Genomic DNA, 25,451 nt, shown 5'->3' with positions numbered 1-25,451 from the left:
CATGAAACAATTCGTTCGCTTGTTTTTTGTGCTTTTCAATATAGCTTGTCAAAAGCAAAATAAATTTTTAGTCCAAAGTTCTATAGTAGTCTGTATCATATTTGTTTTGCTATGTGGATGTAGATCCAAGGGAAAAGAAGCGTCTTTATCAAATTCTACAACCAAAAAAATCGATTACAGTTGGCTTGATAGTCTACCACATAAAGAAGGCTTATACTTTACAAAAAAAGAAAGACTGATTTACGAAAATGCAGACCCTGATCATTTGGTGCTGAAACGTATTTCTGTAGCAGACAGTACAATGGTAATTGCAGAGGCAGATGCTTTAGGTTACGGAGTAAGTTGTTTTATAAATGATGTGATTATCGTAGCACACTATGCCCGAGCTTGCCATTGGGGGTGTAGAGAGAAATATACCACCGGGACCTCAAGAGTGGTAGTAAGAAGGTCTTCAGATTATGGGAATACATGGTCGAATCCCTATCGATTAGACGTAGATATAGGTGGATTACCTGGTAAAGAATCTGCCATCGGCTGGGGGCTTGCTTTTTGTAAAGTAAAAGATACTGTGTATTTGGCTTCTGCAAGAGGTCTATTTTATTCTTATGATCAAGGAAAAAATTGGAAACTTCGAAAAAGTGGATTACGTAAAGGTCCAAAAGGGAATATAACAACGGGTATAGGAAATGGAAAGTTGCATATTGGTCCTAGAATGTTTTATTCAACCAAAGCAGGTTTTCTTCTTTTTGGCCAACCGGAGGCTATTCAGGAAGGAAAACTATTTGTTTGGAATTCGGTGGATTATGGTAAAAGTTGGAAACAAGAGATTATAAACACAGGAAATCCTGTAGTAACCCCTGTAGAGCCTACTGCGATTCAATTTGAAGACAATACATTGTTTTTTTTATCCAGGAATGGTAAAAACGGACAGGGTTCTAACCCGTCTCAATTTTTGTTTCATGTAAATGGTTCTGGAGATTACGAAATTCAATATCCAAAAATCAGTAATTGTAAGGTTACTGGGCATCAAGATACTCATGATGTTATCTATAACCCTAAAACAGATCAATTTGAAGCTACAATTAGTGATCGGTGTTATGATCACAGTGATTATAGTAAAATGGCTCTAACGCTTTGGACAATACCCAAAAAAGATGCACTTCTTGGTAAAAACGTATGGAAGTATATTGGAGACTATTTTCCTCCTATATCCTACGGAAGTGGTGCCGAGGGAACACATCCAGGGGGTAGTGTCATTGATGTAAAAAGGAATAAGCAATATTTACAGGTACATAGAGGGAAAGGTCATGCTATTTCTTCTTCTCTCTATCATCTGGAAAGAACATTAAATACTGATGTTTTAAAAGAAGTACTACACAAATCAGCCCAACAATAAATTTAGGATTAAAAATTCGGTATTATCAAGGGGGATGATTTCTTTTTTTTCGGAGTTTTTCAAATATTGATAATCTTGCAAGGATAAAAGATTTAATTATGATAGAATCAAACCCGAGTTACATATCCTTTGTGCTTCTGGGCTTTGTTTTGCTTCATCTTAGTTCAACTAAGTTCTTATGAGCATTTTATTTACATTTATCTGTGATTCAGTAGCCCTAGTCCGGATTGTTATTTTAACTAATAATATTATAAACAGGCACAAGCATCTGAATTGGATATAACTTTAGGATATTCGATAATTTGAAATATTTTAAATAAACGTTGTCACTTTCAGTTTATGATTAAAAAGACAAAAGCTTCGTAAATTAAATTATTACGAAGCTTTTTGCGGAGAAAGAGGGATTCGAACCCCCGGAGGTGTGACCCTCAACAGTTTTCAAGACTGCCGCATTCGACCACTCTGCCATTTCTCCTTTGCGGGGGCAAATATAAAACCTTTTTTACTTCTAAAAAGAATATTCTTAAAATAATTTTTACATTTCTAGTAGGAAGCCCAGTATTCCATTAATAATTTTATAGGAAATCAGTATCTTGTGCTTTCTTAATAAAACATTGATGAAACATATCGTATTACTATTTAGTTTGTTAATTCTTTCTTGCTGTAGAACCTCGCAAAGCACCAAAAACAGTGTGATAAATGAAAACAATCAAGCAACAACAACATCGAATATCACACAGTATGCAGAAAGCATTACTGCCAAAGAGTTAAAAGAGTACTTATATACTTTTGCCGGAGATGATTTTGAAGGCAGGGATACAGGAGAACCCGGACAGAAAAAGGCTGCTGACTATTTAAAAAAACAATATCAGCGTATGAGAATCCCCTCTCCTTTAGGGGGAGATGATTATTTTCAGGAAATACCAGAAAGCTATTTTAGAGGAGGCATTAAATCTTCAGAAAATGTTTTGGCCATAATTAAAGGTACTGAAAAACCAGACGAGATCATTGTCATTTCTGCACATTATGATCATGTTGGCATAGATAAAGACGGAAATATATATAACGGAGCCGACGATGACGGATCCGGAACGGTAACGCTACTAGAAATCGCCGAGGCATTTAACATGGCTAAGAAAGACGGCTTTGGGCCCAAAAGATCTATTTTGTTTCTTCATGTGACAGGAGAAGAAAAAGGCTTATATGGCTCTAGATTTTATACCGAAAACCCTGTTTTTCCTCTCGCCAATACTGTGGCCAACCTTAATATCGATATGATCGGTAGAATCGATAAAAAACATGAATCTAAAGATAAAAATAAGTATATCTATCTTATCGGGAGTGATCGATTAAGTACCGAATTACATGCTATCAGCGAAGAGGTTAATAATAAGTTTACAAAATTAGACTTAGATTATACGTATAATGCTAAAGATGACCCTAATCGATTTTATTTTAGGAGTGATCATTACAATTTTGCAAAGCATAATATTCCTATTATTTTTTATTTTAACGGTGTGCACGAAGATTATCATCAACCTACAGATACTGCCGATAAAATTGAATACGATTTGATGACAAAAAGAGCGCAACTAATTTTTTATACGGCCTGGGAACTAGCGAATAGATCTGAGCGCATCGTAGTAGATGGTATCGAAAGTGCTGGAGAGTAGAAAAATAAAAATGTAGTATTAAAATAAAGTGGTATATATGAATACAAAAAGCCCTTAATAAAGGGCTTTTTTAATAGGGTGGAAGATCGGTCTCGAACCGACGACCTCCTGAACCACAATCAGGCGCTCTAACCAACTGAGCTACAACCACCATTTAAATTTAGGCTGCAAAAATAAAGTATTTCTCTATTTCTACAAACATTTTTGGTATTAAATTAGATCAAAAATTGAATTGACAGCTGCATAGCGTTCTACAGTATAGCCTTCGGCATAATCTACGCCGATAATTCTTCCCAAATCAGCAGCTCTATAACGTATACTGTCTAAAAAGTTTTTACTTGATATCGGTGTTGTAGGTTCTTGGCTATTTGCATCATAGAATTGTGAAGCATAGGCTTGCACACTTTCGATTTTTTTCTCTATATATTGACTAACATCTACAACAAAATCGGGCTCAATAATTTTCCATTGGATATAGTGATACACTTGCTTAGGTCTCCAGGCTTCTTGTAATTCATTATTAAATAAGGTTTCTATTTTACTTAGTCCAGAGAGAAAACAAGAATCACTTACCAACCTACTTCCTCTACCATGATCTATATGCCGGTCATCTATTGCATTACATAACACAATTTCTGGCTTGTATTTTCGCAGTATTTTGATGATTTCTAATTGATGTGTTTTATCGTTTGTAAAAAAACCATCATTAAAACCAAGATTTTCGCGAACGCTTACGCCAAGAATTTGAGATGCTTTTTTGGATTCTTGGTCTCTTATTTCTGCAGTACCTCTTGTTCCCAATTCACCTCTGGTAAGATCTAGAATACCAACTTTTTTACCACGATCAACTTCTTTTGCTAATGTTGCCGCACAGCTTAACTCTACATCATCAGGATGTGCCCCAATAGCCAAAATATCTAATTTCATAGCTCGTGTTCTAATGCTGTAATTTTAATTTTGTCTATAGCTTGTTGTATATCTTGTATCAAATCTTCCTTTTCTTCAATACCTACACTAAATCTAAGGAGTCCGTTTCTAATTCCTTGCTCTTCTCTTTCTTGTTCAGACAATAATGCGTGCGAAGTTAGGGTAGGGGAGAGTATAGTGCTTTCTACTCCGGCAAGACTCATAGAACTTTTAATGAGTTGTAATTCTTTTTGAAATTTACCGGCATCTAAGTCTTTTTTCAACTCAAAAGAGAGCATACCGCCATAGCCACTCATTTGCTCTTTGGCAATGTTATGATCAGGATGCGACTTCAATCCCGGGTAATATACCGCTGCAACATCACTATGCTTATCAAGCCATTTGGCTAATTTCATAGCGTTCTTATTTTGTCTTTTTACTCTTATTCCTAAGGTTTTAATACTTCTTTCTAACATCCATACGGTAAAATCGCTAAGACTGCCTCCAAAATTTTTAGCGACCTGAAATATTTGATCTATATGTTTTTCTGAAGACACTACAGCTCCTGCCAAAATATCACTATGACCACCCAGGTACTTTGTAGCCGAGTGTAAAACAATATCAATGCCTAAAGTGATAGGGTTTTGATTTACAGGGGATGCAAAAGTATTATCAATCATCGTTATAATATGCTGTTTTTTGGCAAGGGCTGCTACAGCTTTGATATCGGTAATGCTCAATAAAGGGTTTGACGGAGTTTCAATGTAAATTACCTTGGTATTATTCTGTATTTTGTTTTGAAAATCTTCAATAGAAGATGAGTCAACATATGAAAACTCAATGCCATGTTTTTCGAACTCTTCATTGATAAGATTGGCTGTACCCCCATAGATTTGTCGTTGTAATACGATATGATCTCCTTTTTTAAGAAAGGCGAATAATGTGGTACTAATAGCTGCCATACCACTGCCAAAAATCAACGAGGCTTCTCCTTTTTCTAAAGCTGCAATTTTTTTACATAATGCTTCTTGATTTGGGGTATTAAAATACCGTGGGTATCTTTTTGCGTCTACATCTTCGAAAGCGTAAGATGTAGATAAGTAAATGGGCGAAACTGCCCCTTTAAATTGTTCATCTTTAATTTCACCAAGATGTGTACAAATGGTATTAAAACCTATTTCTTTTGAATGCATAACTTGAGAGATCATCTAGAATTTTTCAGCAACTAAATTAACATATTCCAAAGAAACCGAATAGCATTTAACAGGATTAAATTTGATTATAGCAGTTTATTGCTGTAACCAAGATGTAATTAATCGAATTTCCTAAAAATTTGGTATCGGGTATAACTTATAGATTTAGTGCTAGTAAGGTCATATCAAAGACAAATGTTTGTTACGCAAAATATAGCAGTATTACATAGTTAATACCCCCTAAACGCTAATTTAGGCTAGCACATTTATGCCATTTTGACTTTAGAAATATTTCTCATGATCGTCTGGAAGAACTGTTGTGTGTCGTAAGGTTTGATAATCACATCATTCATTCCTACAGATAGTGCTTGATTTCTAATTTCACCTTCTTCTACAGCGGTTAACGCTATTATCGGGATATGTGAATTAAACGTTCTAATGACTTTGGTAGCTTCGAGACCATTCATTTCGGGCATATTAATGTCCATGAGCACCAAATCGAATTTTTCTTTCTTAAGCATTTCAATCGCTGCCATTCCATTGCTGGCAATATTACAGGTATATCCTTTTTTCTTTAGGATGTTTTGAGTGACAATTTGATTAATTTTATTATCATCTACAATGAGTACATAAAAGTTACTTGTCCCAATACTTATATTTTCTCGGGATTGTAAAGAGATTTCTTCTTCTTTCACCGCTTTCTCGTAGGTAAGATCAAAATAGAATTCGGCACCTTTACCTTCCTGACTCTTTATCTTTATTTCACTTTTGTGTAACTGAATCAATTTTTTTACAATAGCAAGACCTAAGCCTGTACCTTCATACTCCTGATTTTCATTTTTTACCTGCGCAAAATTATCAAATATGGTCTGTTGTTTATTTTTAGGAATCCCGATACCATCATCCTTTACAATAAAACGAAGATCATAACTATCCTCATTTTTATCAAGACATTTTACAGAAACCCAAATATTACCGTTTTTTGTGAATTTTAACGCATTACCAATTAAATTGATAAGTATTTGTGATAGTCGAACAGAGTCTCCCAAAAGGGTAGTATTAATATTTTGATCAATATCTATGTGTACAGTGTTATCATTGCTTTTTTGTTTGGTATGTAAGGAGTTTACAATACCTTCTATCAAGGTTCGTATATCAAAAGAGACCTTTTCAAGTTTTACCTCATTAGTCTCTATTTTACTTAACTGTAGTACATCGTTAATGAGAGCAAGAAGATAATCTCCAGAAAATTTTAAAGATTCTAAATATTCGGTTTTTTTCTTTTTTTCAGGATCTTCCATCAGAAGTGAAGTTAAACCTATAACTCCGTAAAGCGGTGTTCTCAATTCATGACTTACGGTAGAAATAAATTGAGATTTTAAAGTTGAAACTTGTTCAGCAGTTTCTTTAGCACTTACCAATTCTTTATTCTTTTCGATGAGATCATTGTTAAGTTTCTTTTTCTGGATGTTATTATTATACGCACTAATCAAAAATGCCATTGAAATAAGAATTAAAATAATCCCCAGAATAATACTAATCTTCCATTTGGTCACCTCAGACTCTGTTTCTTTCTTTTCTGTTTCAGCCTGTTTAATCTTTTCTTCGTATTGATCAACTTCGTACTTGATATTTGCACGTTGCAATTCAATTAACTTTTTAAAGTCTTTTGCTCTTAAAATGCTCTGGAATTGTTTTTTCTGAAAATTATACGCCTTTTGATAATCTTGCTGTTTTTTATAAAGTGAAGACTTGGTTTCATAGGCAGACGCTAATTCTTCGTAATATGTTGAAATAAGTTCATCATTATTTTTTTTATTTTTTGTTTCCTCTAAAGAATATGAAATTGCTAGATTAATATATTCTTCTGCTGCTTCATATCTTCTGATATTTAAAAAATACCTTCCTAAGAGTCCATTTAATTTCGTTTTGTCCAGATTCGAAGATTCCTCATGAATTAGTTCTCGTGCCGGAGCCAAATATTCATAAGCACTATCAAAATCATTTCTTGAAATATAATACTGCCCCAAGTTGAGTAAAGGAGTAATCATTCTTACGGTATCATTTAACTCCTTAGCGAATTTATAGGACTTTTTATAATAACCAACACCTCTTGACCTAGTTAAATTGTGTTTAGTATACACTCGGGCAAGGTTATTGTATAAATCAGTTTCCAGGGTTTTACTATTTGAACTTCTGGCATGAGTCATCGCTCTATTATAATTACTCCTTGCCTTAGTGTCATTTTCACTAATTTCATAATTCTTGGCTATGATATTGTAAATATACCCCAAGCTTTTATCGTCATTATTATATATAGCGTTTTGCTTTGCAATTTTGGCAATCTCTAATGACTCTTCATATTTGTATTCTTCTTGTAGTTTTTCAGCTCTTTGAATATAACGCTGTATACTGTCTGAAACTAACATTTGTTGCGCTTCTAATGTTTGTGTTAAACTAATTAGAAATAAAAGAGTTATATGTAGAATACTGTTTTTCAAAAATAGGTTACTTAAGTAGTAAGTAATAAGCGAAAATACAAAAATAGATGAAAGGATATGTTATTCACCGTAAAAAAAGTACAATTTATCCGTAATTTTTGTAAGTAAAATGATTTATTTGTAGGAAATTGATAAGAATAGAGTAGGGGTATATGTTTAATTGGAAAAAACTATGTACATATAAATAATAAAAATTATGGAAGAAGTTTAATCACTTTACTACCTGTATCTTTGTGCTCATACTTTAAAAATTAACAAAACAAAAAACATTAAAATGGCATTTGTAGGTAAAAAATTCCCAGATCTAGACGTAGACGCGATGAATGATATGGGCGATACTTTTAAGCTTAACGTTTTGGAAGAAGCGAAGAATAAAAACAAAAAAGTCTTATTATTTTGGTATCCAAAGGACTTTACTTTTGTTTGTCCAACAGAGCTTCATGCTTTTCAAGAAGCAATAAAAGAATTTGAAAAGAGAAATACTATTGTAGTCGGAGCTTCTTGTGATACACCCGAAGTACATTTTGCCTGGTTAAATACCTCTAAAGATAATGGAGGGATTGAAGGGGTAACTTACCCAATTTTGGCTGATTCTAATCGTAATTTGTCAGGTACTCTGGGGATCTTGGATATCACCAACGAAGAATTTGACGAAGAAACAGGAGCTGTTATCGTAGAAGGAGATAATGTTACCTATAGAGCTACGTATTTAATCGATGAAGAAGGTACTGTTTTTCACGAAGGTATTAATCACATGCCTGTAGGTAGAAATGTTGCTGAGTTTTTAAGACTAATCGATGCATATACGCACGTACAAAAAAACGGTGAGGTTTGTCCGGCAAACTGGGAAGAAGGAAAAGAAGCTATGAATGCCAATAGAGATGGTGTTGCTTCTTACTTAGCGGCTAATTAAGATAAAATGATTTCAAAAATTTCTCTGGAAATTGCTTTTCCAGAGAAATTTTATACAAATACTAAAAAAACGTGGCAATGGTTCAAGAATTAAATGAAGATAATCTTTCACAACTTGTAGCTAGTAATGATGTAGTGGTAGTACAATATTCTGCGTCATGGTGTGGGAATTGTCGTATCATGAAACCCAAATTTAAAAAATTAGCGACTGAAAATGAAAAGGCGACCTTCGTCGTGGTAGATGCCGAAAAGTATCCCGAATCTAGAAAAATGGCGACTGTAGACAACCTTCCTACTTTTGCTGCTTTCAAAGATGGTACTTTTGTGAATCAGGTACAAACCAATAAATTTGATGTTCTTAAAGATTTAGTACATGAAGTTACCGATAATTAAACATCTTTCAGCATTCATAGAAGAAAATGATGAGGATTTTTTGGTGGAAACCATTGAAACATTAGAAACACTAACTGAAGTACCTTCACTCAAAGAAGAAGAATTAGACGTGATAGGAGAGCTTATCTCGAATATGTATGGTGCTTTAGAGGTTCATAAAATGGTACAACAAGGAACTCCTAAAAAAGAAGCGCTTAATAGCTTTATGCAAAGAGTTTTAGGGTCTATTGATACATAAAGAATATTAGTTACTAAATTATCTTAGGGCAAGCTTACTAAGCATTCGTTAAAAATAGCTCTTCAATTTTGAGGCACATTTCGGGGGTACTACATTCTTTGGCAGCGCTTATTAGAATTTCTGAAATTGAAGTGTCTACATTTTTTTAGACAGCTTTTTTTATTTTAGAAAACTTTATCATAGTTACCATTAATTCTTATTAATTTTAGGTACTAAATAAACAATCATTTCACATGGCTACAATAACACTAAAAGGAAACGAAATACAAACCAACGGACAATTACCAGAAGTAGGAAAAAAAGCTCCTGATTTTGAATTGGTCAAAGGTGATTTATCTACAGCTACCTTATCTAATTTTCAAGGTTCAAAAGTAATTTTAAATATTTTCCCATCCATAGATACCGGCATATGCGCAGCCTCGGCCCGAAAGTTCAACCAAGAGGCGAGTGGCCTTACTAATACGAAAGTGTTGTGTATTTCAAGAGATTTACCTTTTGCACAAGAACGTTTCTGTGCCTCAGAGGGTTTAGAAGATGTTATTAATCTTTCTGATTTTAGAACGGGTCAGTTTGGTAAGGATTACGGACTAGAAATAGTAAATGGTCCACTTCAGGGATTGCATTCAAGAGCCGTTGTCGTAATCGATGAAAAAGGAACTGTATTATATAATGAACAAATTCCTGAAATCACACAGGAACCCAACTATGCTCGTGCTTTGGAGTCACTTTCCTAGATTTGATACATGAGTAAAATTGCTAAATTTGTTGCTGGTAGGTTACGTGGTTGTGGTTATGCCTTTAAAGGTGCCCTATTATTAATAAAGACCGAGCCAAGTATACAAGTACAAACCGGTATTGCGATTATCATGACCGTATTAGGTTTCTACTACAATATTACTCCTGGTGAATGGATGCTACAAATATTTGCTATTGGTTTGGTTATGAGTATGGAAGGTGTAAACACGGCAATAGAAGCTATTGCAGATTTTATTCACCCGGATTTTCACAACAAAATAGGTTTTATTAAGGATGTAGCTGCAGGTGCGGTATTCATTGCTGCTGTTACTGCAATGATTATAGGTATCATTATTTATATACCCTATATTTTCTAATTAAAGACTTTTATAAGAAGGCTATCGTTAAGACTTTCAGAACGATGGAGAGATAATTTGGTTTCTTTATTTTTGAGGCGAAGCAATCTTAATTCTAATATTTTTGTGACTCCGCCTCTAAGACTCATTAGCTTCAAGATTTTTTTATTGGCACCGCCAAAGGATATAATACCCATAGGCTCGCCTCGAGGTAGTTTACTTTGCGAACTCTGGTCAAGAAAACTAAAATCTATAACCAAGAACTGGTTTGCGCTTTTTTCGCTTACGTCAAAGAAAGTGTAAACCAGTTCTAGTTTTAATAATTTATGGTGATGTATTCGGTTTTGCATTGTTGCGCACTAATGCTTCCTCTTCCCAGCACGACATAATTTGTTTGACCGTTGGCAGCATTTTTAATTTTTACAAAAAATGGATATTCACCCAGTTTAATACTTCTAAAATACCCTTTTGTGTTAGAGTTTACTTCTATTTCTTTGTAATCACCGTAGTATCCATCTTTCTGTTTTTTTTGAAGTGTTACCAAAACTTTTTTATTGGCGTTATTAATAAAACAAAAATCACCAAATCCTTCCATACAGTTAATTTTCGGAGAAGTAGTTACTTTTCCTAACGTATTTACATCTGTAAAAATATCAGGATTAGCTATAGTGTTAGTTCTTGTAGGAATTGGTGCAGCTGCAACCATGCCTAATTGATTTGTTGATCGTAACGGAGTTGAATGTGCATAATTTTGTTGTCTTTCTCTACTATTTTGATCATAAGGTAGCTGTTGATTACCAGTCAAGGTACCCGAATAATTAGGTGAGGTTTGCTGAGTTGGGCTATAGTTGTAAGTATTCTGTTGTGGAACTCCGGTTCTGGTATTTAGAGCGTTTTGAGTATTTTGATAAGGATTCGCTGCATGCTGAGGTACGGTATTATCTTTAGAATAGTAATTACTGGTAATATTTGGTTGAGTCGACGAATACCTTTGTTGAAATTGATTTGTAGACGACGAAGGATATCTATTTTGAGGAATATTTGATGATTGAGCATTCGCCAAATGAGAAAGTTGATTATACCCTTGGGTAGATTTATAATTTGACCCACTATACGTTTGATTCGTGAGCGCATTATTTTGATAATTTGCGTTATTTTCTGGCATCACCATTTTAAATCGTTCGTCTTGAGATAGTTTTCTCGCATTTTGTTCTTTGGTAATGCTTTTAACATCTTGGGTTCTAAACATAAACCCGTATCCATCATCGGTCTGAACGGTTAGATTTTCATTAAAATTAAATTCTGTTATTTTGCCAACGATAACACTTCCGTTTTGTAGTGTTATGACGTCTTGAGAGTCTTGTGCTATAGTAGTAAAACTAATGGTGCAAAGGATGAGTAATGCGAGTAACTTTTTCATGATTTTCTTTAATTTATTTTGATACATTTAATTTGTGTTTGAAGCTTATCAGTAACAGTTAATACCCTTTAATATAAATAGTTAGGAGAACTGAAATTCTTAATATTTGTATGTTGTTAGTATTAAAAAAAAGATGCTATCTCTATCTTACAAATTAATGATTATCAATATATTGTGTAGTTAAGTCTTTATTAAATAATATGCTAAAGTTTTATAAAAATTTGAATAAAAGCTATCTCGATTTTAATTTGTGTAATGAGCATTACTTTTAGCTTTGAATTACGTTATGATACTTTAAAGAAGGTAAATTTGGCGTGAGAGAATTCAGGTGAATCTGATAAAGTTCAAAGCTTTCGTATCTTCTTGCAATGAAAAACGCAATAAAAAGCAGGGTTTTTTAGCGTATACTATGGGTTTGCTAGATAATTTGAGTTGAACCCGCTTTATGCATTAGAAAATCTATTATGGCTTTAAACCGCTGCAAAACCAAGCACTACGTTGTATTTTTAAGTTTCACCGTAGTGGTGCTATGTTGAAACTTATAAAACACTCTTCCAATGCTACGTCTCGCCCAAAGCAATGCTTTGTAGTACATTTTCAACCCTCATAACGAAATTCTAATACATAAATCGGGTTGAAATTTTTGACGAGAAAATTTTTGAATCATTTTTACGTTCCAATAGAGATATTTGTATTTTTGCGATAAGACAACCATAAAATGGCTAAAAAAAAGGTAAGTACAAAAAGTAAAACAACAAGAAAAACCAGAACTCCACTTAAAGAAAAATTAGCATTATCTAGACAACAAAAGGTTGTTTTAGGAAGCTTTCTATTCTTTTTGGGGATAGGATTGTTTTTTGCTTTTATTTCATTTTTTTTTAATTGGAAGATAGACCAAAGCGAAGTTTCTCAGTTTTATAATAGAGCATCTTCTCCAAAAAATTGGCTTAGTAAGTTTGGAGCAACAGTAAGTCACTTTTTCATATTTCGAGGTTTTGGTGTATCCTCTTTAATTGTACCTGTGCTTACTTCTTTAACCGGAATTTATCTTTTCTTTGATTTAAACAAAAAAAAATTAGCAGGATTTTGGTTTTGGGGTACATTAGTCATGATATGGATTGCAATTATTCTTGGTTTTGTTAAAAAAGAAAGCGGTTTATTAGCTGGAGTAATTGGCTACGAAACCAATGATTTTCTACAAGACTACGTAGGTTTTATAGGTACTGTTCTCGTTCTGGCATTTTTTGCTATTGTTTATATTGTCGTAAGGTTGCGATATACTCCAGAAAAATTGACGGCTTCTTTAAAAAATACACAACAATCAATATCCAAAGACTTTGAGTCTGCTACCGTAGCTTCAGCAACAACTAATAATGATTCATATACACCACCGACTACGACTGATTCGGGATCAAGTATTAAAGAAAAAATAGATGCTATCATTGCCAGATCTAAAGAAATTGGCAAAAAGGAAGAAGAAAAAAAGAATATTCCTAAGAGAAAAGAAACCAAACCAGAACCCTCTACTAATGAAATTACATTAAGTCCTTCAATTAATGATTTTTATGGTAATCCCGATAATAGGGACAATGAAATTCCGGAGAAAATTATAATAAAATCTGAAGATAACCCCGAAGATATTGCTATGGAGGTCGAAACAGTAGAAGAGGAAGAGGTAGTAAAAAGTGTTAGTGCCAAGTTAGTCAAAGATTTTGGAGAGTTTGATCCAAAGTTGGAGTTAGGAAATTATAAGTTTCCGGCAATTAATCTTTTAAAGGATTATACTACAAAAGCCGGAGGTATTACTATTGATCAAGGTGAGCTCGAAGAAAATAAAAACCGAATCGTAGAGACCTTAAAAAATTACAAAATAGAAATTGCGCAGATTAAAGCTACGGTAGGTCCTACTGTTACACTTTATGAGATCGTACCCGAAGCTGGGATACGTATCTCTAAAATTAAGAATCTTGAAGATGATATCGCCTTGTCATTGGCAGCCTTGGGTATTCGTATTATCGCTCCAATACCAGGAAAAGGCACAATAGGTATTGAAGTTCCGAATAAGAAATCTACAATCGTCTCGATGCGTTCTGCCATTGCATCATCAAAATTTCAGAATGCCGAAATGGAATTACCGCTATCATTAGGTAAAACTATATCCAATGAAACATTTGTAGTAGATCTTGCTAAAATGCCGCATTTGCTTATGGCTGGTGCCACAGGTCAAGGTAAATCGGTTGGGCTTAATGCGATATTAACCTCTTTACTGTATAAAAAACATCCGGCAGAGGTGAAATTTGTATTAGTTGATCCTAAAAAAGTAGAACTCACGCTTTTTAATAAAATTGAACGGCATTATTTAGCAAAATTGCCTGATACCGATGAGGCCATTATTACAGATAACACTAAAGTAATCAATACGCTTAATTCGTTATGTATCGAGATGGATGCACGATACGATTTGCTTAAAAACGCAATGGTGCGTAATATTAAAGAATACAATACAAAATTTAAAGCCAGAAAGTTAAATCCTGAAAACGGACATAGGTTTCTGCCTTACATCGTGTTAGTGGTAGACGAGTTTGCAGACCTTATTATGACTGCAGGAAAAGAAGTTGAAACCCCCATCGCCAGACTAGCGCAATTAGCAAGGGCTATCGGTATACATTTAATTATTGCTACGCAACGACCATCGGTTAATGTTATTACAGGTATGATTAAGGCTAACTTTCCCGCTCGAATCGCGTTTAGAGTGACTTCTAAGATTGATTCTAGAACTATTTTAGATACAGGTGGTGCAGATCAATTGATTGGTAGGGGAGATATGTTATTTACCCAAGGTAATGACGTCATTAGAATACAATGTGCTTTTGTTGACACTCCCGAGGTTGAACGTATAACAGAATATATTGGCAGTCAAAAAGCGTACCCAGATGCACATTTGTTACCAGAATATGTAGGGGAAGAAAGTGGCACAGGTCTTGATATAGATAAAAGCGATAGAGATAAACTTTTTAATGAAGCTGCAGAGGTTATTGTAACAGCACAACAAGGATCGGCGTCTTTATTACAAAGAAAATTAAAATTAGGATACAATCGTGCAGGAAGACTTATAGATCAGCTTGAAGCTGCCGGAGTTGTAGGACCTTTTGAAGGCAGCAAGGCGAGGCAAGTTCTGGTTACTGATCTTGTATCGCTTCAACAACTTTTAGAAAATGAAAAATAATTAGATCTTTATCAACACTTGGATCCAAAATATAGATCAGTTTATTACGATATAAAGAATACAATACTAAGATGATAAAACAAATACTACTTTTACTAGTTACTTTCGGAGCTATTACAGTACATGCTCAAAATGCCAAAGAATTGCTTAATGAGGTGTCTAATAAGGTAAAAAACTACGATAATATAGTTATAGGTTTTAAATATAGCCTTAACAATCCTGCAGAAAACGTATCTCAAGAAACCAGAGGAGATGTTACCTTAAAAGGAAATAAATATGTGCTCAATTTGATGGGTACAAAGCAAATGTACGATGGTAAGAAACTACATGTAATTATTCCTGAAGATGAAGAGATTAATATTTCAACTCAAAACGAAGAAGACGCTGATAGTGTAACCCCTTCAAAAATGCTTACGTTTTATGAAGAAGGATACTCCTATGCTATGGATATTGTACAAAATGTAAATGGAAGGAAAATTCAGTACGTAAAATTAACCCCAATCGATTCAAAAAGTGATCTTAAAGAAATATTGCTTGGTATAGATAAGCAAACTTTGCATATCTATAAAATGATACAGAAACAACACAATGGAACCAACGTAACTATTACAGTGAATAGTTTTAAAACAGATCAACCTATATCTAAAACATTATTTGTATTCGACGAATCAAAATATGCGAATTACTATATTAATCGATTAGATTAAAATATCGAGTTGGTAAATAAGGCAATGGTATTACCAATTTAAAGAACGCATATAGAGTAAGAGATGTATATTCTTGAACAAATAATAGTCTCGGGATATTAACATTAATTTTTTTCTGTGTTTATGTATCTAATAGTATTTCTGTAAGAATTTTATAAAATACCTAAACTGAAAAGCGATTTAGAAAAACAACAACGTGAAGATTCTGGATAAATATATACTAACCACTTTTTTAAAAACATTTTTTCCGCTTTTTATTATTATAATGTTCATTCTATTACTGCAAACTATCTGGTTATTTATATCAGAGTTAGCAGGAAAAGACTTGGATTTTTCAGTGATTCTAAAATTCTTGACTTTTGCGACACCTAGGTTAATTCCTATGGTACTTCCACTTACAATACTGCTTACTTCGATTATGATTTTTGGTAATTTTGCTGAAAACTACGAGTTTGCGGCTATGAAATCTTCCGGGATATCGTTGCAGAGAGCCATGCGTACACTATCGGTATTTATCTTTTTTGTTGGGATTGGTGCTTTTCTATTTTCAAATACCGTCATACCTGCTTCAGAAAAAAGATTTATCAATCTTCGTAAAAATATCGTAAAAGTGAAACCTGCTATGGTTATTACGCCCAACCAGTTTAATGATTTAGGAGATATCAATATAAAAGTAGCCGAAAAATTTGGAGATAATGATCAGTTTTTAAGAGATGTAATTATTCACAAAAAAGCTGCCAGACCCGGAAATTTTACAGTAATCAAAGCAACTGATGGTGAATTGCAAGGCAATGTTAACTCTGATTTGATTACCCTTATATTAAATGATGGTAATTATTATGATGAAATACAGCAGCAATCCAGGAAACGCCGAAATAAGATGCCTTTTGCCAAAACACACTTCGAAAAGTATGTGCTTAATATAGATTTATCGTCTCTGGGTAGTGTAGATATGGATGCTCAGCAATATCAAAAAGGGTACAACATGCTTAATGTTAATGAACTTGATCATGAAATTGATACCTTATCCACACAAGTCAACAAAGATATTACGAGACTAAAAACAGAGATCAACAGGCGAATTGGATATAATGGATTAAACAAAAATTTGAAAATCGATAGTACGCATCTTACAACCAAAGACACGATAGCGTTAATGGATCATTTCGATGCTACTCAAAAAATTCAAATTTACCTAAGTGCTATTTCAAATACCGACGGAGTTATCAGAAAACTGAAATCCCAAAATGATAGAATGGTAAGAACCAGAAGAGCCATAAATAAGTACGAAATGTCACTACACGATAAATACGCTTTGGGTATTGCCTGTATCATTCTATTTTTTGTAGGAGCACCTCTAGGAGCTATCATTAGAAAAGGGGGTATGGGATTACCTATTGTTATTGGTGTTGCTTTGTATTTGACATATCATTTTATCGGGATTTTCGCTAAAAATAGTGCTGAAGAAGGCGGAATTCCGCCTTTTATTGGATCTTGGCTTTCTACATTTATTATTTTTCCGCTTAGTATTTATTTAACATTGAGAGCTACCGCAGATCGTGGAGTCTTTAGTTTTGATAATTTCGTTCAGCCGATTCGGAATTTCTTTGCGAAACGATTCTCGAAATCTGACAAATAGATTTCTTTTTAGATATCTTTGCACAAACAAATTAAGAGTAAGTAGTATGTCGCAGGTAACCGAAGCCAAAAAAAAATTTGAGTTAAATACTATAGCAGAAGCCATAGCAGATATTCGACAGGGAAAAGTAATTATTGTCGTCGATGATGAAGATCGCGAAAATGAAGGTGATTTTATTGCTGCTGCAGAAAAAGTAACTCCCGAAATGATCAACTTTATGGCCAAACACGGGAGAGGACTTATTTGTGCACCACTTACTGAAGATCGCTGTAACGAGCTTAGTTTGGACATGATGGTTCAAAATAATACGGTATTACACGAAACACAATTCACAGTTTCTGTAGATTTAATCGGTAATGGTTGTACCACAGGAATTTCGGTACACGATCGAGCCAAAACCATTAAAGCTTTGGTAGATGAAAACACAAAACCTCATATTTTGGGCAGACCCGGACATATTTTTCCGTTGAAAGCAAAAAATGGAGGTGTTTTACGACGTACCGGTCATACCGAAGCTGCTGTAGATTTAGCAAGACTAGCGGGGTTGCAACCTGCAGGAATTTTAGTAGAAATCCTAAATGAAGACGGGACAATGGCTCGCTTGCCACAATTGGTAGAGGTTGCCAAAAAGTTTGATCTTAAACTTATTTCGATAGAGGATTTGGTAGCATACCGTATGCAGCACGATTCTCTTATAGAAAAGAAAGAGGATTTTGATATAGCTACACGTTTTGGTAATTATCGACTACGAGCTTACAAACAAACTACAAATAATCAAATTCATATTGCACTTACGTTAGGTTCTTGGACTCAAGATGAACCTGTATTAACCAGAATTAATTCTACTTTATTTAACAACGATATTTTAGGAACATTAACCAATAACGCCGATAAGCGGCTTGATGCAATGTTTCAACGTATTAATACAGAGGGTAAAGGAGCTATTGTTTTTATCAATCAGGAAAGTACGTCATTTAATCTGCTTAACCGTATCAAATCGCTGCGAGAAATACAAAATGGAGATGATGTGGTTAAGGCTCCAAAAATCGTTATGGATAGTAAAGATTTTGGTATTGGAGCCCAAATATTACATGATATCAATGTGCGCAAACTTCGGTTGGTGTCAAATTCGGAACAACAAAAACGTGTAGGGATGATTGGATACGGGTTAGAGATTGTCGATTATGTAGCCTATTAATTTTATAATATACTTTGTATCGCTTGTACCATTTTTGAACCTCTTTGGTGTACTTCTTCTTCCGTCCAGTTTAGTTTGATTAAACAGGAAACGGTTCTTCCCATCCATGCATCACTTGCTGCAAAAGATTTGTTGTTCTTTTTTAACCTGGTTTGAATCTCTTCAGATAGGGGGTGTATAGATTTTTGTTCGAGCAAATGCTCCCATTTTTTATAGTAATGCCAATTGTTGTCAAACCAATAAAAGCAAGCGTCAACGTTGTGATTACCCAGTGCTTTGTGAGCGTTTCGTGCTAAATTTTCATTCGGTAAAAATATATTTAGAAAAGCATAGCTTTCAACCCCATTTTCAGGAACTCTTCTAAAAGTTACTTCAGGAATTGCAGATAAAGCATCTCGAAGAATGGTATAATTTTTTTTCTGAATGGCTAGCGTATGATCTAGTTTTCTCAATTGCGCTATACCCACTGCAGCATTTAATTCTGATAATCTAAAATTGTATCCTAAAAACGGATGTGTTTCAGCACCGCGATCATTACCCATATGATCATGACCATGATCCTGGTACTTGTGTGCTCTTTCTGCAATTTTTTCAGAATTAGTGATTATTCCACCTCCTTCTCCGCAAGTAACTGTTTTTACATAATCAAAAGAAAAACATCCTAAATCTCCATAACTTCCCAAAGGCTTTCCTTCATAAGTACCTCCAATCGCCTGACATGCATCTTCTAATAGAATAAGATTATGTTTGCCACAAATGGTTTTAAGCGCTTTTAAATCGGCCATCGATCCACACATATGCACTGGCATTACAGCTTTTGTTTTAGAAGTAATTGCTTTTTCAACTGCTTCAGGATGTAGCGTCAAGGTATCATCAATATCGCATAATACAGGGATAGCTCCTACAGATAATATGGCTTCAAAACTAGCAACAAACGTAAAGGTAGGCATTATGACTTCATCACCCGAGCCTACTCCTGCACAAGCCAAAGCTACAGTAAGGGCAGCTGTACCGCTAGATACTACTTGTGCATATTGAGTTTCCATTCGTTGAGCAAGATTTTTTTCTAGTTCCAGCGCTTTATGATGGCCATTTCTCATGGCGTCAAACCCGTAGCGCATTAAAACTCCGTTATCTAATACATCCTGAACTTCTTTCTTCTCTTCTTCCCCAAATAGCTCAAATCCTGGCATAACACTTTTCTATTAAATTTAATTCAATTGCAAATGTATCGAAAAGAGTTTTGATTTTAACTGATAATGCATTTTTTAAGCTGGGTTCAATTATTATTTTGTTGAATAGTATCCATTACACTTTTGCCTGTCTGGTCAAATTCAGTCGAGACTTGATTTTAAGCTTGTTGGATTTACTAACCTCTCGACTGCGCTCGAGGAGATAGTGCGATAGGATTGATTGTGGATATTCATTAATTTCCTTAAATTTATATTGAATGATAGTTCGATCAGGTACGTTGCTAAAACAGTATAAGCTAATCTTATTTTTCATGCTACAAATAAGGTTAAATGCCGCTTTATTTTTCTTTTTTTTGAGTGTATCGGGACAGAACGAAAAAGCTCAGGTCATTACCGGGCAGGTTTTTTATGAAGATGTTCCACTTAGCAGCGTGGCTATAGGTCTTAAAAACGCTAAGAAAAGTACAAGTACAAACAATAAAGGGTTTTTTACTATTACCGTGAAAAATAAAGATACTTTGGTGTTGTCTCATATAGGATTTCGTACCAAAGAATACGTCATTAAAAATTTGAATACAGCCTTGACTATTAAAATGTATCCTCTCTTAGCCGAATTAGACGAAGTCGACATTTCTTTTAAAAAGCATTCTTTAGTACATAATAGCCAGTCAAGAAAGCCGAAAGAAATTAACTCGGTTTTCGGAAACGAAATACTACGAAAAAAAGGACAGCATATCGATTATGTAAGCGGGAGTACTTTAAATCTGGCTGCACCAGAAACTGTAGGTAGGCCAGCTATCGTAAATGCGCTTCAAGGAAGAGTGGCCAATTATCGGATAGCACCCGATGGGAATGGAGTAATTTTAAGATCTAATAACTCTATTAATCTTACTAATAATGCGCTATGGGATGTAAATGGTACTTTGTATGAAGGTTTTCCACCCCCCATAGACCTCACTACTATCGAAGATGTATTTGTAATAAAGGGTCTTGCAGGGGCATTACGATACGGAACTCTGGGATCAGGAGGTGTTATCGTAATTAAAACCACTACTAATTTGGCTCCTTCAAAAAGCAGTCGTACAACTAAAATTAACACTAACACGTCGTATTACAAAAATGATGCATTACCCATTACAGAACTTACAAAGCAACAGCTTGGCATACTACCTGTCGAGAAGAAGCAGTTTGCTAATTATGCGAATAGTTTAGGTCATGATATAGCGTCTCTTAAAAGCTTAGCATATCAATATCAAAAAATTGGATACGATTCATTAGCATTGCCTATTTACAGAAAGATTATTGCGCTATTACCAACAAATGACCAGGCTTATCGAGATTTGGCTCAAGCTTATCTAGATAATAATAAACCTTTTGATTCATGGAAAACATATATGTCACTTTTGGAAATGAATGAAGAGAATTTTCCCGAAGGTATAGGGAATCTAGTGTTTCATGAAATGGAGAGGTTGTACGTAACAGAAAATTTTCAGAATAAAGTACACACTAAGTTTACTCCTGAAAATAAGTTCGGAAACTCAGAAAACGCGTCAACAAGAATTGTATTCGAATGGTCTGATCGAAACAAGAATATTTGTATAGAAATTGTTAACCCTCACAATCAAGTATATAATCAATGTTTTGGTCCTAAATACTCTGGTTGTAAACAAGCTGCTGTAGCCTACTATTTAGACCACACCCTCACTGGCGAATGGCAATTTAATTGTCAACCTCATATGCTTTCGCGGGAAGAGCAGTATCTTAAAATAACAGTTTTTCCAAATTGGAATTCCCTTCAAAAAATAGATAAACAAATTAAAGTGTATCGTTTTGAAGATATGCACACGCAAAAGTATCAGGTGTTACGATTAAAAAACTGAACAGGTTTTTAAATTGCTCGATCTATCCTTTTATCTAATTATATAGTTATTTGAATATCCGCTATAAATCATAAAATTAACTTTAATGTCTGGTTGAGCGCAGTCGAGATCTGATTTAGAGCTCGTTGGATTTACTAACCTCTCGACTGCGCTCGAGGAAACAGTGCGATATGATTGATTACGAATATTCATTTATAGTTATTACCGTTTCCGACATAGAACGCCGTACTTTTTTGAACTGCGAAAACATATCATCTTCTGCTCTATACCCAACGGGTAACACAAGAACCGACGATAAACCTAGTGCCGTTAATCCCAACTGCTCATCATATTTTTGGGGTAAAAATCCTTCCATAGGGCAGGCATCGATTTTTTCAATTGCACAGACTGTTACTATATTTCCCATAGCCAAATAAGCCTGTTTGGTAGCCCAAGCGGCTATTTCTTCTGAAGGCTTATTTTTAAATGAATCAACCAGATGCTTCTTATAAGGATTCAATATTTCGTCAGGAGTGTTTCTGGTGGTTTTTACTGTATTAAAATATTGAGTAATGTACTGCTCTCCAATTTCATTTTCTATACAGAAAACTAAAACGTGAGAAGCATCGGCAACCTGTTGTTGATTCCAAGAAAATTCAGTTAATTTTTTTTGAAGTGTCTTATCACTAATAATAACTAATCTTAGAGGCTGAAGGCCATACGACGTCGCTGTTAAATTGAAGGCTCTAGTAAGTACATCAATTTTAGGCTGCGGAAGAATTTTTGTACGATCAAACTTTTTGGTGGCATATCGCCAACGTAAACTTTCTAAAATATCCATTCAAAGTTTTTTGATATGTTGCTAAGATACTATGATAAGATTTACCTTTGATGTAAAATTTGATAAGAAAAAACTATAGACGAATTCAAATTAAAAATGCTCAATCTACTACAATAAACTCCTGTAACTTTCTTCAATTTGGTAAAATAATATTGTTTGGCACTTATATTTAATAATTTTTGACTTTCGTAGTGTTGCTATGTAAGAACTCATCTTGACTTTTTATAATTTGCTACAAAATGGTCTTTTTTACTTACTTTTTATCATTTTTGAGTTCCTAAGTATAACATCTTCATTTTTAGCCCAAATCAAAAAAGTTTATATCAATTCAATAGTAAAAATTAACTGAATATCGATTAAGACTCATTATTAAAAGATCACCCTGAACTTGTTTCAGGGTCTCAATTCACAAAATTCTAAAAACCAAAATTTTACGTGATGCTTAAACGAGCCTGTGCTGGATTCGTTTCAGTATTCAGCATAACACAAAGAAAAAATTAGAACTAATTTTGGATATTTGATAAACAATTAATGGTCCGTTATTATACCTAAAATTTAACTGAGAAGTCATCCTGAATTCATTTCAGGATCTCATTAAGTTTATTTTCAATAAATTAAGATGAGAAGCTGAAACGAGTTCAGCTTGACGCAAACCGTTTAGGTTAAATTACGGATATTTGATGAAAAAATATATGAATACTATTGACAAATTGATTCAAAAGTCTGAAACCAGAATTTTTAAAGCGGTATTTCCAAATACTACAAATCACTATGAAACGCTATTTGGCGGAACTGCCCTACAATTGATGGACGAAGTTTCGTTCATTTGCGCTACCCGATTTAGTAGAAAAAAAGTGGTGACTATTTCGACAGATAAAATTGATTTTGAAAAACCCATACCCGAGGGGACTATCATAGAACTTGTAGCCAAAGTAAGTGAAGTTGGCAGAACAAGTTGTTTGGTAAAAGTAGATATTTACAAAGAAGATATGTATAGCTATGATAGAGAGTTGGCGGTTTCAGGACATTTTAAGTTTGTAGCTATCGATAATCACAAAAATCCGATACCTATTATCGATCACAAGGATTAAGAAAAGTCGATAGGTTTCGTAATTTTGATCGCTTTGCTTTGTAATGGTTTATGAATTTGTCAATTCTTTAATTTTTATTCTGAAAGCAGCAAAAAATAAGGTCATAAAAGGGCTAAGCCAATTAAAAATTGCATAGAAGAAATAATCTGCAACTGGAACCCCAAGTACACCACTTTGGTAAGCTCCACAAGTGTTCCAAGGAATCAAAACTGAAGTAACCGTGCCTGAATCTTCAAGAGTTCTACTCAGATTTTCTGGAGCGAGTCCTTTATCTTTAAATGCTTTGGCGTACATTCTACCGGGTACTACAATAGCCAAATATTGATCTGAGGCTGTCACATTTAAAGCCAAACAACTTACTACGGTACTGGCAAACAAGCCAAAAACCGAATCAAAAAGGCTTAGCAGCGCTGCACTAATTTTAGACAGTGCCCCAATAGCATCCATAACACCACCAAATACCATGGCGCAAATAATAAGCCAAATAGTACCTAGCATTCCAGACATCCCGCCAGCAGCGAATAAGTCGTTAAGTTGTACATTGGTCGTCTCTACCGAGGTATCTACAGTCATTGCTTTCATCACACCTACATACGCCGAATTAAAAGTAAGTTGATCGCTCCCCGCTATTTTTATTACAATATCGGGTTGCGCAATAATGGCTGCTATCGCTCCGAGTAAAGTTCCGGCAAGTAGTGCAACAAGTGGTGGTGTTTTTTTTATAATCAGAGCGATTACGATGATAGGAACAATAAAAAGCCATGGAGAAATTGTGAACGCTCCTTTAATGGCTTGTAATTGTTCTGTAATCTGTGGAGTTCCAGAGGTATCAATAGCAAAACCTATACCTATAAAAACAAGTAAGGTGATCACAATAGTAGGAACAGTAGTGTATGTCATGTATTTGATATGAGAAAATAGCTCACCACCGGCCATTGCTGGTGCTAAGTTTGTTGTGTCTGATAGTGGAGATAATTTATCTCCAAAATAAGCTCCAGAAATTACAGCCCCGGCAGTCATCCCGAGAGAAATACCTAGTGTGTCTCCTATACCTATAAGTGCAATACCCACAGTAGCCGAAGTGGTCCAAGAGCTACCTGTCGCTATAGATATGATAGCACAAATGATAACACATGCTGCAAGGAAGATGGTAGGATTAAGAATTTGTAATCCATAATAAATCATAGTAGGTATTATTCCACTAATTAACCAGGTGCCAGCCAGCGATCCAACCATTAACAAAATAAGTAATGCTCCGGTAGTTGATTTTACATTTCTAGCGACCTCTTCCATCATTCGAGTGTATGGGACTTTGTTAAAAAAACCAACTATAGCGGCAACTGCAGCACCCAATAATAAAATAAACTGATTGCTACCACTTAAAGCATCATCACCAAATTGATAAACATTGTAAAATAACATGCCAACCAAAATAACTACCGGCACTGCAGCTTCACCGATACTCAGTTCAGGATTTTCTACTGGATTTTCATTTCCAGAATCTATAGAAGAGGTATGCTTACTTTTCATAAACTATATTCAAAATTTTGTAGTTGTAATGTTACGATATTAATGAAATGTATGCAATGTATACTAAGAGTTTAATTTTGATTTTAGTATGCATTTAAAAAGGTAATAAAGTAAAAATTAAATAATTTTTAAAATATTTATGTTTTTTATCGATTTTAATTGCTTTTTATCGATAAATGTTCTATTATTGTCTTGTCATTTATTATAAGTGATTAAGAGATAACCTACTTTTGAACTAGATCTCAAAAAAAGTAAGAGAAAATTGGAATTGATCGAAGTAAACTTTTTTTGCCCTTAAAAAATAATTCTCCCCCGAATTATTTTATCCCAAAACTTACATAAGCCTCTTCCCCCAAGAGGCTTTTTTTAGTAAACATTAGGATGATTTCATTTTTTTGAAGAAATTACAGTACATTATCATAAAATTTACAGTAGTAAGAAAAA

At 34.3% G+C, this 25,451-nt stretch carries 21 protein-coding genes and 2 tRNA genes; 13 read left to right on the top strand and 10 right to left on the bottom strand.

Translation table 11 applies throughout. The features are described 5' to 3' along the window. The first annotated feature begins 1 nt into the window (after nucleotide 1). Nucleotides 2-1,396 carry a sialidase family protein gene (locus tag J8281_RS11825; protein WP_210197838.1) on the top strand — a complete coding sequence of 465 codons (1,395 nt, stop codon included), beginning with the start codon at nucleotides 2-4 and terminating at the stop codon, nucleotides 1,394-1,396. 390 nt (nucleotides 1,397-1,786) lie between these two features. On the opposite strand, the gene J8281_RS11820 is transcribed toward J8281_RS11825, so the two are convergent. Beyond that, nucleotides 1,787-1,871, bottom strand: a tRNA-Ser gene (locus J8281_RS11820). Nucleotides 1,872-2,013: 142 nt separating this feature from the next. Here J8281_RS11820 and J8281_RS11815 point away from each other — a divergent pair. Then, nucleotides 2,014-3,069 (top strand): M28 family metallopeptidase, encoded by a 1,056-nt coding sequence (locus tag J8281_RS11815; RefSeq protein WP_210197837.1) that lies wholly within the window; start codon nucleotides 2,014-2,016, stop codon nucleotides 3,067-3,069. A 76-nt stretch (nucleotides 3,070-3,145) separates the two neighbouring features. Here the strand turns inward: J8281_RS11815 and J8281_RS11810 are convergent. From J8281_RS11810 to J8281_RS11795, 4 genes are all read right to left on the bottom strand, one after another. Then, nucleotides 3,146-3,221, bottom strand: a tRNA-His gene (locus J8281_RS11810). A gap of 58 nt (nucleotides 3,222-3,279) precedes the next feature. Then, nucleotides 3,280-3,996, bottom strand: coding sequence for a bacillithiol biosynthesis deacetylase BshB1 (bshB1, locus tag J8281_RS11805; RefSeq protein WP_210197836.1), 717 nt, complete (start codon nucleotides 3,994-3,996; stop codon nucleotides 3,280-3,282). Next, nucleotides 3,993-5,168 carry a PLP-dependent aspartate aminotransferase family protein gene (locus tag J8281_RS11800; protein WP_210197835.1) on the bottom strand — a complete coding sequence of 392 codons (1,176 nt, stop codon included), beginning with the start codon at nucleotides 5,166-5,168 and terminating at the stop codon, nucleotides 3,993-3,995. The genes bshB1 and J8281_RS11800 overlap by 4 nt, the downstream gene beginning before the upstream one ends. A 266-nt stretch (nucleotides 5,169-5,434) precedes the next feature. After that, the gene (locus tag J8281_RS11795) at nucleotides 5,435-7,669 is read right to left on the bottom strand and encodes a response regulator (protein ID WP_210197834.1); all 2,235 of its coding nucleotides are present in this window, start codon (nucleotides 7,667-7,669) and stop codon (nucleotides 5,435-5,437) included. A 274-nt stretch (nucleotides 7,670-7,943) separates the two neighbouring features. On the opposite strand from J8281_RS11795, the gene J8281_RS11790 reads away from it, so the two are divergent. The 5 genes from J8281_RS11790 to J8281_RS11770 all read left to right on the top strand — a co-directional run bounded on the left by J8281_RS11790 (nucleotide 7,944) and on the right by J8281_RS11770 (nucleotide 10,324). Next, nucleotides 7,944-8,582, top strand: a complete 639-nt coding sequence (locus tag J8281_RS11790; protein ID WP_210197833.1) for a peroxiredoxin — start codon at nucleotides 7,944-7,946, stop codon at nucleotides 8,580-8,582. A 77-nt stretch (nucleotides 8,583-8,659) separates the two neighbouring features. Then, nucleotides 8,660-8,974: a co-chaperone YbbN gene (locus tag J8281_RS11785; protein WP_210197832.1), complete on the top strand. Its 315-nt coding sequence runs from the start codon at nucleotides 8,660-8,662 to the stop codon at nucleotides 8,972-8,974. Further along, entirely contained in the window at nucleotides 8,955-9,212 is a 258-nt protein-coding gene (locus tag J8281_RS11780; RefSeq protein WP_210197831.1) for a hypothetical protein, read from the top strand. Before J8281_RS11785 ends, J8281_RS11780 begins: the two co-directional genes overlap by 20 nt. A gap of 233 nt (nucleotides 9,213-9,445) precedes the next feature. Beyond that, nucleotides 9,446-9,946, top strand: a complete 501-nt coding sequence (gene tpx, locus J8281_RS11775; RefSeq protein ID WP_210197830.1) for a thiol peroxidase — start codon at nucleotides 9,446-9,448, stop codon at nucleotides 9,944-9,946. Nucleotides 9,947-9,955: 9 nt separating this feature from the next. After that, nucleotides 9,956-10,324 (top strand): diacylglycerol kinase, encoded by a 369-nt coding sequence (locus J8281_RS11770; protein WP_210197829.1) that lies wholly within the window; start codon nucleotides 9,956-9,958, stop codon nucleotides 10,322-10,324. Here the strand turns inward: J8281_RS11770 and J8281_RS11765 are convergent. Together J8281_RS11765 and J8281_RS11760 are read right to left on the bottom strand one after the other, a co-directional pair. Next, nucleotides 10,321-10,653: a hypothetical protein gene (locus J8281_RS11765; RefSeq protein ID WP_210197828.1), complete on the bottom strand. Its 333-nt coding sequence runs from the start codon at nucleotides 10,651-10,653 to the stop codon at nucleotides 10,321-10,323. The genes J8281_RS11770 and J8281_RS11765 overlap by 4 nt on opposite strands. Then, nucleotides 10,620-11,723: a hypothetical protein gene (locus J8281_RS11760; protein ID WP_210197827.1), complete on the bottom strand. Its 1,104-nt coding sequence runs from the start codon at nucleotides 11,721-11,723 to the stop codon at nucleotides 10,620-10,622. Before J8281_RS11760 ends, J8281_RS11765 begins: the two co-directional genes overlap by 34 nt. Nucleotides 11,724-12,441: 718 nt before the next feature. Here J8281_RS11760 and J8281_RS11755 point away from each other — a divergent pair. The 4 genes from J8281_RS11755 (at nucleotide 12,442) to ribB (ending at nucleotide 18,493) form a co-directional block, all read left to right on the top strand. Continuing rightward, entirely contained in the window at nucleotides 12,442-14,949 is a 2,508-nt protein-coding gene (locus J8281_RS11755; protein ID WP_210197826.1) for a DNA translocase FtsK, read from the top strand. 71 nt (nucleotides 14,950-15,020) lie between these two features. Beyond that, nucleotides 15,021-15,656 (top strand): outer membrane lipoprotein carrier protein LolA, encoded by a 636-nt coding sequence (locus tag J8281_RS11750; RefSeq protein ID WP_210197825.1) that lies wholly within the window; start codon nucleotides 15,021-15,023, stop codon nucleotides 15,654-15,656. A gap of 196 nt (nucleotides 15,657-15,852) precedes the next feature. Then, nucleotides 15,853-17,295, top strand: a complete 1,443-nt coding sequence (locus J8281_RS11745; RefSeq protein WP_210197824.1) for an LptF/LptG family permease — start codon at nucleotides 15,853-15,855, stop codon at nucleotides 17,293-17,295. Between the two features lie 46 nt (nucleotides 17,296-17,341). Then, entirely contained in the window at nucleotides 17,342-18,493 is a 1,152-nt protein-coding gene (gene ribB / locus J8281_RS11740) for a 3,4-dihydroxy-2-butanone-4-phosphate synthase (protein WP_210197823.1), read from the top strand. Between the two features lie 2 nt (nucleotides 18,494-18,495). Here ribB and J8281_RS11735 read toward each other — a convergent pair whose 3' ends face one another. Next, entirely contained in the window at nucleotides 18,496-19,686 is a 1,191-nt protein-coding gene (locus J8281_RS11735; RefSeq protein ID WP_210197822.1) for a DegT/DnrJ/EryC1/StrS aminotransferase family protein, read from the bottom strand. A gap of 311 nt (nucleotides 19,687-19,997) precedes the next feature. Between J8281_RS11735 and J8281_RS11730 the strand changes: the two genes are divergently transcribed. Next, on the top strand, nucleotides 19,998-21,566 hold the full coding sequence (locus tag J8281_RS11730; protein WP_210197821.1) for a carboxypeptidase-like regulatory domain-containing protein: 1,569 nt from the start codon (nucleotides 19,998-20,000) through the stop codon (nucleotides 21,564-21,566). A gap of 178 nt (nucleotides 21,567-21,744) precedes the next feature. Here the strand turns inward: J8281_RS11730 and J8281_RS11725 are convergent, their stop codons facing one another. Continuing rightward, a complete protein-coding gene (locus J8281_RS11725) occupies nucleotides 21,745-22,386 on the bottom strand; it encodes an NAD(P)H-dependent oxidoreductase (protein ID WP_210197820.1) in 642 nt (213 codons plus the stop codon). 680 nt (nucleotides 22,387-23,066) lie between these two features. On the opposite strand from J8281_RS11725, the gene J8281_RS11720 reads away from it, so the two are divergent. Next, nucleotides 23,067-23,477, top strand: a complete 411-nt coding sequence (locus tag J8281_RS11720; protein WP_371812609.1) for an acyl-CoA thioesterase — start codon at nucleotides 23,067-23,069, stop codon at nucleotides 23,475-23,477. A gap of 48 nt (nucleotides 23,478-23,525) precedes the next feature. Here the strand turns inward: J8281_RS11720 and nhaC are convergent, their stop codons facing one another. Further along, nucleotides 23,526-25,007 carry a Na+/H+ antiporter NhaC gene (gene nhaC / locus J8281_RS11715; RefSeq protein WP_210197819.1) on the bottom strand — a complete coding sequence of 494 codons (1,482 nt, stop codon included), beginning with the start codon at nucleotides 25,005-25,007 and terminating at the stop codon, nucleotides 23,526-23,528. Nucleotides 25,008-25,451: the final 444 nt, after the last annotated feature.

This window comes from Aquimarina sp. U1-2 (genome assembly GCF_017897595.1).
Classification (GTDB): Bacteria; Bacteroidota; Bacteroidia; order Flavobacteriales; family Flavobacteriaceae; genus Aquimarina.
The sequence above is the reverse complement of the archived record's forward strand: the minus strand, read 5'-3'. Positions and strand labels throughout refer to the sequence as shown.